The sequence below is a fragment of the Citrobacter sp. Cpo045 genome (genome assembly GCF_030332875.1).
Classification (GTDB): Bacteria; Pseudomonadota; Gammaproteobacteria; order Enterobacterales; family Enterobacteriaceae; genus Citrobacter; species Citrobacter portucalensis.
The window spans coordinates 74,189-89,548 of sequence record NZ_JAOWGZ010000107.1 but is presented as its reverse complement, the minus strand read 5'-3'; the positions used below and the strand labels follow the sequence as shown (position 1 = coordinate 89,548).

Sequence of the window (15,360 nt, the reverse complement as noted above, 5' to 3'; positions counted from 1 at the left end):
AGCCGCATCCGGCATTTTTATCAGGACGCCAGCGACAGCTGGTGTTTTTCAATGTACTCCGCCAGCCACTGGGTCATACGCGACTGCTGCTCAGCATTCAGCCACATACCTTCTTTCGTGCGACGCCACAACGCATCTTCCGCACGACGAACCCATTCATGATCGACCAGATATTTCAGTTCGGCCTCATAAAACTCATGGCCAAAGTCTTCACCTAACTCGGCAAGCGAGGTGGCTTCGCCGATAACCCATTCGGTGTTGCTGCCGTAGGTGCGAGAATAATGGCGTGCCAGCGACTCGGTCAGGAACGGGTAGCGACGGCGCAGTTTGGCCGCGTAATCTTCGCGATCGCCGCCAATGTCACCGCCTGGCAGAATGCACTCTTTCGTCCATGCCGGACCAATTCCCTGATAGTACGATGCCAGTTTTTCCATCGCGTGCTCAGCCAGCTTACGATAGGTGGTCAGCTTACCGCCAAAGACCGACAGCAGCGGCGCTTTGCCGTTCTCGTCGTGGATATCCAGCGTGTAATCACGGGTGATCGCCTGCGGTGAGTCAGACTCGTCATCGCACAGCGGACGCACGCCTGAGTAAGTCCAGACGATATCATCGCGGCCCAGTTGCTTCTTAAAGTGCGCGTTGTAGACCTTCAGCAGGTAATTGATTTCGCTTTCATCAATTTTCACTGCTTTCGGATCGCCTTTGTATTCAACGTCTGTCGTCCCGATGATCGAGAATTCGTCCATCCATGGGATAACAAACACAATACGCTTATCTTCGTTTTGCAGAATATAAGCTTGCTTCTGGGTATGTACGCGCGGCACTACGATGTGGCTGCCTTTAATCAGGCGAATGCCGTACGGTGATGGCAGGTGCATACCGTCGTCGAAGAACTCTTTCACCCACGGACCGGTGGCGTTGACCAGGCCACGCGCCTGCCAGGTGTATTTTTTGCCGGTATCGATATCTTCAGCTTCAACAATCCACAAACCGTTTTCACGGCGAGCAGAAGTGGCGCGAGTGCGGGTTAATACTTCTCCGCCTTTGCGTACGACCATTTGGGCGTTTGCCAAAACCAGTCGCGCATCGTCTACCCAGCAGTCGGAATATTCGAAACCGCGCACAATCTCAGGTTTCATTACGGAATCTGCGCCAAAACGCAAACCGGTAGAGCTTGGCAAACTGGTGCGTTTGCCCAGATGATCGTACATAAACAAACCAATGCGGATCATCCACGCCGGACGCAGGTGCGGGCGATGGGGCAGGCGAAAGCGCATCGGGAAGGCGATATGCGGTGCCATTTTCAACAGCACTTCACGTTCGGCCAGCGCTTCGCTTACCAGACGAAATTCGTAGTGTTCCAGGTAGCGCAGGCCACCGTGGATGAGTTTGGAGCTAGCGGAAGAGGTGGCGCAGGCTAAATCCTGCGCTTCCAGCATCAGCACGGATAAACCGCGTCCAGCGGCATCTGCCGCGATACCGGCACCGTTGATGCCTCCACCTATCACAATCAGATCTTTGGTTTCCATGCTGGCCTCTCGCACTTTCGTTATAGCTCATTAATGTTCGTTATCGAGCATAATAGCAAAGAATCGCGCCATTGGTAACATCGGATAAACAATTTACAGTGATACATATAACATTATGGCGTTTAACTGCCGTCGGGACGTACACTAAGCAGTAACATGTCCGAAAAGCATCACCTGCCATATAAAGAAGAGAGAGCAATGGATCAGTTTGAATGTATTAATGTCGAAGAAGCGCATCAGAAGCTGCATCAGGGGAGCGCGGTGTTAGTGGATATCCGTGATCCGCAAAGCTATGCCATGGGTCATGCCCCGCAGGCGTTTCATCTGACGAACGACACGCTGGGGTCATTTATGCGCGAGCATGATTTCGACACCGCTGTGTTGGTGATGTGTTATCACGGCAACAGCAGTAAAGGCGCGGCGCAATATCTTCTTCAGCAGGGCTATGACGCGGTTTACAGCGTTGACGGCGGCTTCGACGCCTGGCATCGACATTTTCCGGCAGAAGTGGCATACGGTTCGTAAGCTAACAAAGATGCAGCCTGAAACGGGCAGGATATATATACTGTCCTCTTTTGTGTGGAATAAGCGACAGCAACCATGTTGATGATTACCTCTTTTGCTAACCCCCGCGTGGCGCAGGCATTTGTTGATTATATGGCGACACAGGGCGTTATCCTGACGATTCAACAACATCAGCAAACGGATGTCTGGCTGGCGGATGAGTCCCAGGCCGAGCGCGTGCATGCTGAACTGGCGCGATTTCTGGAGAATCCGGGCGATCCGCGCTACCTCGCGGCAAGCTGGCAGTCGGGTCAGACCGACAGCGGTCTGCACTACCAGCGTTATCCATTCCTGGCCACATTGCGCGAACGCGCAGGCCCGGTAACCTGGTTGGTGATGGCCGCGTGTGTGCTGGTGTTTATCGCGATGAACGTGCTGGGCGACCAGGCGGTGATGCTTTGGCTGGCATGGCCGTTTGACCCTTCGCTGAAATTTGAATTCTGGCGTTATTTCACCCACGCTTTTATGCACTTCTCGCTGATGCATATTCTGTTCAACCTGTTGTGGTGGTGGTATCTCGGCGGTGCGGTTGAAAAGCGTCTGGGCAGTGGAAAACTGATTGTAATTACCGTGATCAGCGCCCTGTTGAGCGGCTATGTTCAGCAGAAATTTAGCGGCCCGTGGTTTGGTGGACTGTCTGGCGTGGTATATGCGCTGATGGGCTACGTGTGGTTGCGCGGCGAGCGCGATCCGCAAAGCGGTATTTTCCTGCAGCGTGGTTTGATTATCTTTGCTTTGATCTGGATTGTTGCCGGCTGGTTTGATCTATTCGGCATGTCGATGGCGAATGGCGCTCATATCGCCGGGTTGGCCGTGGGTCTGGCAATGGCGTTTGCCGATACGATGAATGTGCGGAAACGAACTTTGTAGGCCGGATAAGCGTTAGCGCATCCGGCAAAATTTCAGGGAACACTAATGAAGCAAACACAACGACATGACGCGATCATCGAGCTGGTAAAAAAACAGGGATACGTCAGTACTGAAGAGCTGGTGGAGCATTTCTCCGTCAGCCCGCAGACGATTCGCCGCGATCTTAACGATCTGGCCGATCAGAACATGATTTTGCGCCATCACGGCGGCGCGGCGCTGCCATCCAGCTCGGTCAACACCCCGTGGCATGACCGTAAAGCGACGCAGACGGCGGAAAAAGAGCGCATTGCCCGCAAAGTTGCCACGCAAATCCCGAACGGCTCAACGCTGTTTATTGATATCGGAACCACGCCGGAAGCGGTGGCTCACGCGCTGCTTAATCACAGCAATTTACGCATTGTGACCAACAACCTCAATGTGGCGAACACGCTGATGGCGAAAGAGGATTTCCGCATAATCCTCGCCGGTGGTGAACTGCGTAGCCGCGACGGCGGTATTATGGGCGAAGCGACCCTCGACTTTATTTCTCAGTTCCGTCTGGACTTCGGCATCTTAGGGATCAGCGGCATCGACAGCGATGGTTCTCTGCTGGAGTTTGATTATCACGAAGTTCGTACCAAGCGCGCGATCATTGAGAATTCACGGCATGTGATGCTGGTGGTGGACCACTCGAAGTTTGGGCGTAACGCGATGGTGAATATGGGCAGCATCAGTATGGTGGATGCGGTGTATACCGATACGCTGCCGCCTGCTGGTGTGATGCAGGTGATTGCTGACCATCATATCCAGTTAGAGCTGTGCTAAGGTAATTCCAGGCCTGATAAGCGTTGCGTATCAGGCATTAACTAAACGCCGTACCCCATCATCTTCAGCAGCTTCTGCGCATGTTGCACCGCATCCTGGCGATGTGCGACGCCGAGCTTTTGGTACAAATTGCGGATGTGCGTCTTGATGGTCGTTGCCGCGACGGCCAGCTCACCGGCGATCTGCTCGTTGCTGTAGCCTGAATAAATCAGTCCCAGAACCTGCCATTCGCGCTGGGTCAGCGGGCTGGTGCGGATAAGTTCCGGCACTTCCGGGTGAGTAAGCAGACGCTCAACGAACCCTTCATCGAAGTGGGCAAATTTATGGCGGTGATGCTGGTTAATCTCACGCAAAATGCGCTGGGCGCGGTGCTGATCGAGTTCCGGTAAGGTATTGAGCTGAATCAGCTGACGCAGTTGTTGCGCCATGGCCTCGCCTTCGATAACAAAGTGGCTGATAAACCCGGTACGGTTCGCCAGCTGTAGGGCGTCGAGTAACACACGCTGGGCGTCATTTTTGCGCCCTGCCTGCCAGTAGAGCTGATTAAGCAGCAACAGGTTGCGGTTCAGATCGCTCATCAGGCGCAGGTTGCGCGCATTTTCATTCAACTCTTCCAGCACAATCTCAGCCGGTTCAAACTCTCCGAGCAGGATTTGTGCACGAGCGATGTTGCGCCACTGGCTTTGCAGGAAGTGGTTATTGGCGAATTCTGGTTTCGGCGTGTGGCGCAGCCAGTTGGCGGCCGAGTTTTTGTCGCCCACCATTTGCCAGTAAATCACCCGCACCTTATCGGCGTTGGAGATCCAGTCGCTGTGATAGTGACCGTTGCCCAACAGGTTTTCCAGACGGTTGAGCAGGCTGCGAGCGTTATCGAGATCGCCCCGTGCCAGTGAACACTGAACCAGCAGCGCCAGACACTGTAGCTGTTGCTGCGGCTGGAAGGTGGAAAGCAGTTCAATACCGCTACGGGCAGAGGCTTCTGATTCGTCCAGACGCGCCCATGCCCACAGTAGCTGCGCGCGAATACGTACCAGGAATTCGTGCATCGGCAGCTGTTCCAGGTGCTGTTCTTTGATCAGCTGGAACGCTTTTTCCTGAGTTTCCCAGGCGGCCTGTAAAAAGCCCTGGGCAAACAAAATTTCGCTTTGCTGGATAAGACTCCACAGTGCGTAATGCCAGACGTCATGATGGCGGGCCATTTGCTCGGTTTGCTGCATCAACGCCAGAGAGCGCGTGAGATCGCCCTTACAGTGCAGGACTTCGCCGTGCACCGAGGTGGCGACGATACGGCTATAGAACCAGGCGATGGGTAACTCATCCAGCGCCAGTTTCGCCAGACGCTCGGCTTCGTCAGGGTTTCCGTCGTTAATCGCTACCTGCGCCCGCAGGGCGTTGAATTCGGCGTGCAGTGTCGGCTCCATGTCGCCTTTTATTTCCTGCTCAGCACGCGCCAGCAGAGTGTTAACCTCTCCGTAGCGGTGCTGGCTTTGCATCAGCCAGGCCTGGAGCAGAACCAGACGCGGATTTTCCAGCAGGCTTTCCCACGGCAGGGCTTTCAGCGACTCTTCCAGTAACGTCAGCTCGCTATGGTTAAACAGTCCCCACGCATGATTAAGCAGGATATCGCGCAGCATATGGGCGTCGCCGGCCGCCAGCGCGTGGTGGATAGCTTCGCTGGGGAAGCCTTGCGCCATCCAGCTTTCAGCTGCGGCGCGGTGTATTTCGGGCAGTTCGTTCGCCAGCTCCCATTGGCAGCGCTGGCGTAAAAAGCTGCCAAACAGCGGGTGATAGCTGAACCACTCGCCAACGTCATCCATTCGCTGCAGGAATAACCCCTGGCGCTCAATTTCTTCCAGCCGCATCTGGCCGTTTTCTTCCCCGGTAACGCGGACGATTAGCGCATCGTTCATGGAACGCAGAATGGCGCTTTTTAGCAGGAAGTGACGGGTGCCGAGGTCGACGCTGTCCAGCACTTCATCAACCAGATAATCGGACAAATGGCTGGCGTTGATCCCCGCGAGGCGTCGTGCTGACTGGTGCGCGGAATGATTGTTCTGGCGGGCGGAAAGGGCGATCAGTTGTAATGCTGTGGCCCAGCCAGCAACGTCATCGCACATCCGGCTGCTTTCAGCCGCTTCGATGGGGGAGGACAAACGTCGGTCGAAAAATTGTTTGGCTTCCTGATGGTTAAAGGCCAGCTGTTGGCTGCCTATCTCCAGCAGTTGATCGCGTACCCGCAGGTTGGCAATACCCAACTGCGGCAGGTTGCGCGACAGCACGACCAGCGTGAGGTTCTCAGGCTGATGACGCAGGAAGAAACGCATTGATTCGTGAATGGCCGGATTAGAGATCAGATGATAATCATCTACTACCAGGTAGAGCGGGCGGTGCCACTCGGCCAGTTCGATAAATAGCTGGGCAAACAGTGACGTCAGGCTGGCGTACTGACGTTTTTGCACCATCGCTTCGCTGGTGGTGCAGTGTCCACCTGTTGCCTGTTGGATAGCGGCGATCAGATAACTGGCAAAGCGCTCTTGCTGATTATCGCCCTCATCCAGAGAATACCAACCTAAATCATTTTTCCCTGCCGCCCATTGTGAAACCAGCGTCGTTTTTCCATAACCAGCAGGACTTGTTATCAGGGCAAGCCTGAAATTGTTCGCGCCGGAAAGTTTAGCCAACAGGCGCTCACGAACCACCGTATGGTCGAGTCGAACCGGACGACTTAATTTAGACGGAATCAACATAAGTTAGTCACTTCACTGTGTGAAAATAGGGAAGAATGATTTTTTTTGCGCTTCGTAATTAATAGATATAAGGTCGGCCAGATTAAGATTTATTGCAAGTTATGTCCGGGATTGGACTGTCTTAATTTGCACTTGGTCACAAATTCTTAAGATGATAGACACGTACTGAAACCGGTGTCAGGATGCGCGGCTTTTGAAGTGTTTGACCAAGGGCGGCGATTGAACACCCTCTGACGAAGCATGATTTGCTGTTATAGAATTATCTTAATTGTTACTGTTAGTGATAATTTTTAATGTAGATTATTGGTGACTATAGATTTTGCAGAGTTCTATACCCATTTTCTTTGAAAATAACGATTCAATTCCTTAAATGAATAAAAGTATGATGAAACCGTTACCACAAGCCACGTTTATCTACGATAGTTTTACACAGTTCGATATCTGTAACGTAGAAATCATGAAGCTTCTTCTGGGGGCAGGATGTGTATGATAATCCAAGCAATAAAAAGGGAATAAGACAGTTAGCAATAATGCCTATGAGAAAGGAAATTACTACAATCATTGTCATCCATAACTCTATTGTAGTGGGCAGTTTTTTCAAACGACCTCCCTTACTAAATAATGCGAAAACAGAAAGTATTGAAAATAGAAATATTGTTGGTATTCCTCCTACTATTGCGCATGTATTTTTGTTATAGGAAATTACATCACCCATTCTAATTAGTGAAAGAAAATTTTCCATTATGCTCCCAGTGAATATCATATAAAGGAGACTACAGAAAAAAATAGTAAGAGAGAAAGATATCAGGCGCAAATGGAGCTTAGTCATTCGCTTTCCTTAAAAAGAGTAAAAATAAGGGCTATTAAAACCATAATTTTCATGTTTACTATGGTGAAGATAGTCGCGAAGTTTGTTCTTTAATGAAACTGATAGCCCTATTTTATCGTCCAGGTCATTTAATTCATAGTTGAAAAATAACCCTACAATAATAATACCAAAAGTCGTGATTACTACAGGAACACTAAATATTGCCAATACTCCAGTAACCATCACTCCAATCACTACCCCCGATACCACCGCTTTTGCTGCATCCATTGAGATATCTACCAAAAAATCTACCATGTCATAATCGGACTTAAAGATCAGTTCGATTGCCCGCCAGGCAAGGGAGAAGTAAATGCAATATTTGACGCCATTTCTAAGGCTGTTATAAAGCCCACGTTTACCCAATACCATTTCCAGCATCTGTGGATGGCTTGCTCCGTAGCGGGTTCCGTTAAGAATCCGGCGCAGGGCGGGATACCCGGTAATTTTGATATAGGTTTTCCCACCGACTTTGTATTCAATGGCTTTAATGCGGATTGCCCTGAAATTAAAGACCAGCTCCTGTGCGGAATTGTAATAGGTAGTAAGCTTAGAGAGACTGCGGAAGCCATCCAGGCCATCTTTGAAGTTGCCGGGTGCAGCGCGGTAAGAAAAAAATTTATCTACTCCGCCCATTAAATCGTCCGCCACCTGCTGTGCTTCTTCGAGAGTGAGCAGAAGGATGTGATGACTTTGCGTGATAAATGAGCCATCCATAAAGGCCATATCGCGCTGCACAGGGTTCATGGTATGCCAGCTATTAAAATCTCTTGCCTGCGGTCGTTCGTCCTGAAACCTGAGTGAGTTGCCATTTAATGCGTTGTTGCGTTTACGCATGATTTTTCCTTATCAAGAGATGTTTGGCGTCAGAAAATTCGTTCACTCCACAAACTATAAGCGCTGGTACTAGCCATGCAGTGTTCCCAACTAATCGATTCAAAAATAAAGGAAACGCGTTCTTGTGCTTCGTTTCCGTTTTCAATGATATTGTGAGGGACTATTAATTTAATGTTTGATATATGTGCTTTGAATAATTTGATTTTATAATAGACTTCTTGCATTCCTGTAGGTGTGGTTCGATAGAGGGATATTTCGCATTCCAGCGTTTCGTTATCGTTGATCGCTTTGTTCAACAAAGGGGACGAACGATCAACAGGTTTGATAATCTGGAGTTCGTGGTGATTAACGTTCTGCTGACGCGTTGTTTCATGCTCAAGTCCATAAATCATAATTTGGTTGAGATGATTTGTCTGAGACTTATTTCCTATAGAGTACCTGGAGCCGCAGTTTTCGGAAATATTACCCTGTAATTCACCTTTCAGAGTAATCCAAGATAAGTTTGCCATATATATCCTTGGATAGTATTTGTTTGTTTTATTTTTATGTCGAAGATTTATCTCAGTGTGCTCTTGAATTATTTTGATTTCAACCGTCTTGTTATTTTTAAAATAGCGGCTGTAGTAATTGTTGTAAAAGTTATAATTATTAATTTGTCATCTCGTCTTGCAAGGTATTATGCTGATTCTTGTCAAATCAGGCGAGGCGTCTCTGGTACAGTGCACTGCGAAGTCAGTCGATTTATTGGCGTAGTTGGTAATAATAAAGTGGCAGCGATCACACTTTTATGCTCATCCCCGCTCCTCCTCCCTCCCTAATCCGTGCCAGGATGAGGAATGTCAACAACGAGCCAGGCAAACTAGCGATAACGTTGTTTTATTACCTAAGGATCTGGAACCCCTATGTCACAGCCTACTTTCAACAAAGATCAATTTCAGGCTGCCCTGACGCGTCAGTGGCAGCGCTTCGGTTTACTGTCGGCTCAAGAAATGACGTCGCGCCAGTGGTGGCAGGCAGTGAGTGGGGCGTTGGCTGAGTTACTCAGCGCCCAGCCAGCGGCGAAACCGGCAAAAAATCAGCGTCACGTTAACTACATCTCGATGGAGTTTTTGATTGGTCGCCTGACCGGCAACAATTTACTCAACCTCGGCTGGTATCAGGCGGTGAGCGATGAGCTGAAAGCGCATGACGTCAACCTGACTGATCTGCTGGAAGAAGAGATCGATCCGGCGTTGGGTAACGGTGGATTGGGACGCCTGGCGGCCTGCTTCCTTGATTCGATGGCGACAGTCGGCCAGTCGGCGACGGGCTATGGCCTCAACTACCAGTACGGCCTGTTCCGTCAGTCGTTTGCCGATGGCCAACAGATGGAAGCCCCGGATGACTGGCATCGTGGCAGCTACCCGTGGTTCCGTCACAACGAGGCGCTGGATGTGCAGGTTGGGATTGGCGGCAAGGTCACCAAAGAAGGGCACTGGGAGCCAGAGTTTACTATCACCGGCCAGGCCTGGGATCTGCCGGTTCTCGGTTACCGTAACGGCGTAGCGCAACCGCTGCGTCTGTGGCAGGCCAGCCATGCGCACCCGTTTAACCTGACCAAATTTAATGACGGCGATTTCCTGCGCGCAGAGCAGCAGGGCATCGACGCTGAAAAACTGACGAAAGTGCTGTACCCGAACGATAACCACACCGCGGGTAAAAAGCTGCGCCTGATGCAGCAGTACTTCCAGTGCGCCTGCTCCGTAGCCGACATTCTGCGCCGCCATCATCTGGCAGGGCGTAAGCTGCACGAACTGGCTGATTACGAAGTCATTCAACTTAACGATACTCACCCGACTATCGCGATCCCTGAACTGCTTCGCGTGCTGATTGATGAGCACCAGATGAGCTGGGACGATGCGTGGGCGATTACCAGCAAGACCTTCGCTTACACCAACCACACCCTGATGCCGGAAGCGTTAGAGTGCTGGGATGAGAAACTGGTGAAAGCACTCCTGCCGCGCCACATGCAAATCATCAAAGAGATTAACGACCGCTTTAAGACGTTGGTTGATAAAACCTGGCCGGGTGATGCTGAAGTCTGGGCGAAGCTGGCAGTGGTGCACAATAAACAGGTGCGTATGGCCAACATGTGCGTGGTCGGCGGTTTTGCGGTCAACGGTGTGGCGGCGCTGCACTCCGATCTGGTAGTGAAAGATCTGTTCCCGGAATATCACCAGCTCTGGCCGAACAAATTCCATAACGTCACTAACGGGATTACTCCGCGTCGCTGGATTAAGCAATGCAACCCGGCGCTTGCCGCACTGCTGGATAAATCGCTGAAAAAAGAGTGGGCTAACGACCTCGACCAACTGATTAACCTGGAAAAATACGCGGACGATGCGAAGTTCCGTCAGCAGTATCGTGACATCAAGCTGGCGAACAAAGAGCGTCTGGTGAAGTTTATTAACGCGCGTACCGGTATTGAAATAACGACTAACGCTATCTTTGATATTCAGATTAAACGTCTTCATGAGTACAAGCGCCAGCACCTGAATCTGCTGCATATTCTGGCGTTGTACAAAGAAATCCGTGAGAACCCGCAGGCAGATCGCGTGCCGCGCGTATTCTTGTTTGGCGCAAAAGCTGCTCCGGGTTACTACCTGGCGAAAAATATCATCTTCGCCATCAACCAGGTTGCACAAACCATCAATAACGACCCGACAGTCGGCGACAAGCTGAAGGTCGTCTTCCTGCCGGATTATTGTGTCTCGGCGGCGGAAATGCTGATTCCGGCGGCGGACATCTCTGAGCAGATTTCAACCGCAGGGAAAGAGGCTTCCGGCACCGGTAACATGAAGCTGGCGCTGAACGGTGCGTTAACCGTAGGTACGCTGGATGGCGCAAACGTCGAAATCGCCGAGAAGGTGGGTGACGAGAATATCTTTATCTTTGGTCATACCGTGGAAGAGGTGAAGGCGCTCAAAGCCAAAGGTTACGACCCGGTGAAATGGCGTAAAAAAGACAAAGTGCTGGATGCTGTCCTGAAAGAGCTGGAAAGCGGGAAATACAGCGATGGCGACAAGCATGCCTTTGACCAGATGCTGCACAGTATCGGCAAGCAGGGCGGGGACCCGTATCTGGTGATGGCGGACTTCGCGGCCTACGTTGAAGCTCAGAAGCAGGTTGACGTGTTGTATCGTGACCAGGACGCCTGGACCCGGGCGGCGATTCTGAATACCGCGCGTTGCGGCATGTTCAGCTCGGATCGCTCCATCCGCGATTATCAGGCTCGTATCTGGCAGGCGAAACGTTAAGGAATCGCGATGGAAAGCAAACGTCTGGATAATGCCGCGCTGGCGGCGGGGATCAGCCCCAATTACATTAATGCCCACGGTAAACCGCAGTCTATTGGCGCCGAAACCAAACGGCGTTTGCTTGACGCCATGCATCGCACCACCGCTGCCACTCAGGTGGCGGTAACCCCGGTGCCGAATGTCATGGTCTATACCGCTGGCAAGAAAATGCCGCTGGCGGTTGAGGGAAACGGAGAGTTTAACTGGCTGCTGACCACCGAAGAGGGCGTGCAGCACAAAGGGCATGCCGTCGGCGGTAAATCTTTTAACCTTCCGGCGAAGCTGCCGGAGGGGTATCACACGTTGACCCTGACCCAGGGCGAGCTGCGTTCCCATTGTCGTATCATCGTGGCACCAAAGCGCTGCTATGAACCGCAGGCGTTGTTAGCCGGGCAGAAGCTGTGGGGCGCATGTGTTCAGCTCTACACCCTGCGATCGGAAAAGAACTGGGGGATTGGCGATTTCGGCGATCTCCGCACCATGCTGGTGGATGTGGCGCAACGCGGCGGCGCGTTTATCGGGCTTAATCCGATTCACGCGCTGTATCCGGCGAATCCGGAGAGTGCCAGCCCGTACAGCCCGTCGTCACGTCGCTGGTTGAACGTTATTTATATTGATGTAAACGCCGTAGATGATTTCCGTCTGAGTAAAGAGGCGCAGGCGTGGTGGAAGAAACCCGCGACTCAGCAAGCTCTGCAACGCGCCCGCGATGCCGAGTGGGTTGATTATTCTGCTGTTACCGCACTGAAGATGACGGCGCTACGTATGGCGTGGAAAAGCTTCTCTGCGCGTGATGATGAGCAGATGGCGGCATTTCGCCAGTTTGTGGCTCAGGAAGGGGATAGCCTCTACTGGCAGGCGGCCTTTGATGCGCTGCATGCGCATCAGGTGAAAGAGGACGCATTGCGCTGGGGCTGGCCGGTGTGGCCAGAAGCTTTTCAGTCAGTGGACTCGCCAGAGGTAAAACGCTTCTGCGAAGAACATCGTGATGACGTAGATTTCTACCTGTGGTTACAGTGGCTGGCGTATACCCAGTTTGCTGACTGCTGGAAAACCAGCCAGGGCTTTGCAATGCCGATAGGGCTGTATCGCGACCTGGCCGTTGGCGTGGCCGAAGGCGGGGCGGAAACCTGGTGTGACCGCGAGTTGTATTGCCTGAAAGCTTCCGTTGGCGCGCCGCCGGATATTCTCGGTCCGCTTGGGCAAAACTGGGGACTGCCGCCGATGGATCCGCACATCATCACGGCACGCGCTTACGAACCGTTTATCGAACTGCTGCGTGCCAATATGCAGAACTGCGGCGCGTTGCGTATCGACCATGTCATGTCGATGCTGCGTCTGTGGTGGATCCCTTACGGTGAAACTGCCGATCACGGTGCCTACGTGCATTATCCGGTCGACGATCTGCTGTCAATTCTGGCGCTGGAAAGTAAACGTCATCACTGCATGGTGATTGGTGAAGATCTGGGTACCGTGCCGGTGGAGATCGTCAGCAAGCTGCGTGACAGTGGCGTCTACTCCTACAAAGTGCTTTATTTTGAGAATGACCATGAGAAAAACTTCCGTGCGCCGAAAGCGTACCCGGAACAATCAATGGCAGTCGCGGCGACGCATGACCTTCCTACGCTTAAAGGTTATTGGGATAGCGGCGATCTGACGCTGGGTAAAGCACTGGGCCTGTATCCGGATGAAGTCGTGCTGCGCGGGTTGTATCAGGACCGGGAACTGGCGAAACAGGGGCTGCTGGACGCGCTGCACAAATACGGCTGCCTGCCAAAACGTGCCGGTCACAAGGCGTCCCTGATGTCGATGACGCCGATTCTGAATCGCGGCATGCAACGCTACATCGCTGACAGCAACAGTGCGTTGCTGGGCCTGCAACCGGAAGACTGGCTGGATATGGCTGAGCCGGTCAACATTCCGGGGACCAGCGACCAGTACAAAAACTGGCGGCGAAAACTCACCGCCACGCTGGAGCAGATGTTTGCCGATGAGGGCGTGAATAAGCTGATTAAGGATTTGGATAAGCGGCGAAAAGCGGCCGCGAAGAAGAAGTAAGAAAGCCGGGGATTTCCCCGGCTTTTTTATGGTGATGGCTCGTAGCACGTAGGCCTGATAAGCGTAGCGCCATCAGGCTCAGTTTTATCAGACCACCATACCCAGCAGCAGACACCCTACCAGACCGCAGACGGAGATAATGGTTTCCAACATTGACCATGACTTGATGGTTTCACCGATGGTCAGGTTGAAGTACTCCTTGAACAGCCAGAACCCAGGATCGTTCACGTGGGAGAAGATGACGGAACCGGAACCAACCGCAATAACCATCAGCTCAGGGCTTACGCCGGTCGTTGCAATCAGCGGTGCCACAATCCCACCTGCAGTAATCGCTGCAACGGTTGCGGAACCCAGTGCGATACGCAGTACTGCAGCGATAGACCATGCCATCAGCAGCGGAGAAACGTTAGAGCCGTGCATCATTGAAGCGATGTATTTGTCCACGCCGCTATCCACCAGAACCTGTTTGAAGGCACCGCCACCACCGATGATCAACAGCATCATCGCGATGATTTTGATTGAGGACACCAGCGTGTCGTTAATCTGATCCATCGAACGTCCGCGGTTCAGACCAAAAGTGAACATCGCAATCAGCACTGCAATCAGCGTTGCCATGACCGGGTCACCGAGGAATTCTGCAACCGTCAGGAAAGCATGACCTTTCGGCAGAATCATCTCCGCCACAGCGCGCATTGCCATCAGGATAACCGGGACCAGAGAGGTCCAGACGCTGACGCCAAAGCCTGGCATCTCTTCTTCAGTGAAGGTTTTTGCGCTGTACAGACCTTCCGGGATTGGCTTATCGATGCCTTTCAGGAAACGCGCGTATACCGGACCGGCGAGAATAACGGTCGGGATTGCCAGAATCGTACCAAACAGCAGAGTTTTACCCATATCTGCATGGAAAATGGTGGCAATAGCGGTTGGACCCGGGTGCGGCGGCAGGAAGCCGTGAGTAACGGACAGCGCAGCCGCCATCGGCACACCAACGTACAGCAGCGGGATGTTAGCAGCGGCAGCAATGGTGAATACCAGCGGCAGCATCAGCACGAAGCCGACTTCGTAGAACAGGGCAAAACCGACGGTGAAGCCGGTTAATACCACCGCCCACTGAATGTGTTTTTTGCCGAATTTAGCAATCAACGTGGTTGCGATGCGCTGTGCGCCGCCGCAGTCCGCCAGCATTTTGCCCAGCATGGCGCCAAAACCCATAATCAGGGCGAGGCTGCCAAGGGTTCCGCCGACGCCGGCTTTAATCGAACCGATGACTTTATCCAGTGGCATCCCTTGCATCAATCCGACAGCAAGCGCCACCAGGACGAGAGCGATGAAGCCGTTCATTTTGAAACGGATCATCAGGAGGAGTAACAAGATTACACCGATAGCAACGATGACTAATGGCATGATTTACCTGGCCTTTACTTTGTTATGGGTAACGTCAGTGTTTAGATGACAAATTCCGATTGTCCCGACCGGGAACAGAGTATTCTCAGCACCAATGCTGGTTGCCTTCAAAACTAATCAGTTTAACTGGCTATTATGTGTGTGTTAGGTGCTGACACAAATGATACGGGTAACATGCTACGCTTGAAAATCACCTGGACAGGCAAAATTTAAAATATGAGAAGCTGGTCAAATTATGCGGGGGATTGTTGCAGGATAAATGCGAAGAAATGTTGGGGTGTAAGCCGGAGACCGCGATTACGCTACCACCCGGCATTAATGCCCGATAGCGACGCGGGTGCGTCTTA

General features: G+C 52.1%; 11 protein-coding genes. 5 read left to right on the top strand and 6 right to left on the bottom strand.

Going from position 1 to position 15,360, the window contains the following annotated elements:
• Nucleotides 1–20: 20 nt before the first annotated feature.
• Nucleotides 21–1,529 (bottom strand): glycerol-3-phosphate dehydrogenase, encoded by a 1,509-nt coding sequence (gene glpD / locus OGY13_RS22295; RefSeq protein WP_008786343.1) that lies wholly within the window; start codon nt 1,527–1,529, stop codon nt 21–23.
• A gap of 198 nt (nt 1,530–1,727) precedes the next feature.
• Between glpD and glpE the strand changes: the two genes are divergently transcribed.
• The 3 genes from glpE to OGY13_RS22280 all read left to right on the top strand — a co-directional run bounded on the left by glpE (nt 1,728) and on the right by OGY13_RS22280 (nt 3,767).
• On the top strand, nt 1,728–2,054 hold the full coding sequence (glpE, locus tag OGY13_RS22290) for a thiosulfate sulfurtransferase GlpE (protein WP_003827629.1): 327 nt from the start codon (nt 1,728–1,730) through the stop codon (nt 2,052–2,054).
• A 75-nt stretch (nt 2,055–2,129) separates the two neighbouring features.
• Nucleotides 2,130–2,963 carry a rhomboid family intramembrane serine protease GlpG gene (glpG, locus tag OGY13_RS22285; RefSeq protein ID WP_032945236.1) on the top strand — a complete coding sequence of 278 codons (834 nt, stop codon included), beginning with the start codon at nt 2,130–2,132 and terminating at the stop codon, nt 2,961–2,963.
• A 45-nt stretch (nt 2,964–3,008) separates the two neighbouring features.
• Nucleotides 3,009–3,767 (top strand): DeoR/GlpR family transcriptional regulator, encoded by a 759-nt coding sequence (locus tag OGY13_RS22280; protein ID WP_003023499.1) that lies wholly within the window; start codon nt 3,009–3,011, stop codon nt 3,765–3,767.
• A 41-nt stretch (nt 3,768–3,808) separates the two neighbouring features.
• Here the strand turns inward: OGY13_RS22280 and malT are convergent, their stop codons facing one another.
• The 4 genes from malT to OGY13_RS22265 form a co-directional block, all read right to left on the bottom strand.
• Complete coding sequence (gene malT / locus OGY13_RS22275) at nt 3,809–6,514, bottom strand: HTH-type transcriptional regulator MalT (RefSeq protein ID WP_213752618.1); 2,706 nt, start codon at nt 6,512–6,514, stop codon at nt 3,809–3,811.
• Between the two features lie 394 nt (nt 6,515–6,908).
• Nucleotides 6,909–7,229, bottom strand: a complete 321-nt coding sequence (locus tag OGY13_RS25070) for a DUF1240 domain-containing protein (protein ID WP_353622102.1) — start codon at nt 7,227–7,229, stop codon at nt 6,909–6,911.
• Nucleotides 7,230–7,352: 123 nt separating this feature from the next.
• A complete protein-coding gene (locus OGY13_RS22270) occupies nt 7,353–8,216 on the bottom strand; it encodes a hypothetical protein (RefSeq protein WP_213752616.1) in 864 nt (287 codons plus the stop codon).
• Nucleotides 8,217–8,245: 29 nt separating this feature from the next.
• Nucleotides 8,246–8,725 (bottom strand): Hcp family type VI secretion system effector, encoded by a 480-nt coding sequence (locus tag OGY13_RS22265; RefSeq protein ID WP_213752615.1) that lies wholly within the window; start codon nt 8,723–8,725, stop codon nt 8,246–8,248.
• 393 nt (nt 8,726–9,118) lie between these two features.
• On the opposite strand from OGY13_RS22265, the gene malP reads away from it, so the two are divergent.
• Complete coding sequence (malP, locus tag OGY13_RS22260) at nt 9,119–11,512, top strand: maltodextrin phosphorylase (RefSeq protein ID WP_213752614.1); 2,394 nt, start codon at nt 9,119–9,121, stop codon at nt 11,510–11,512.
• A 9-nt stretch (nt 11,513–11,521) separates the two neighbouring features.
• Nucleotides 11,522–13,609 carry a 4-alpha-glucanotransferase gene (gene malQ, locus OGY13_RS22255; RefSeq protein ID WP_008786338.1) on the top strand — a complete coding sequence of 696 codons (2,088 nt, stop codon included), beginning with the start codon at nt 11,522–11,524 and terminating at the stop codon, nt 13,607–13,609.
• Between the two features lie 87 nt (nt 13,610–13,696).
• Here the strand turns inward: malQ and gntT are convergent, their stop codons facing one another.
• On the bottom strand, nt 13,697–15,013 hold the full coding sequence (gene gntT, locus OGY13_RS22250; RefSeq protein WP_003023507.1) for a gluconate transporter: 1,317 nt from the start codon (nt 15,011–15,013) through the stop codon (nt 13,697–13,699).
• Nucleotides 15,014–15,360 lie beyond the last annotated feature (347 nt).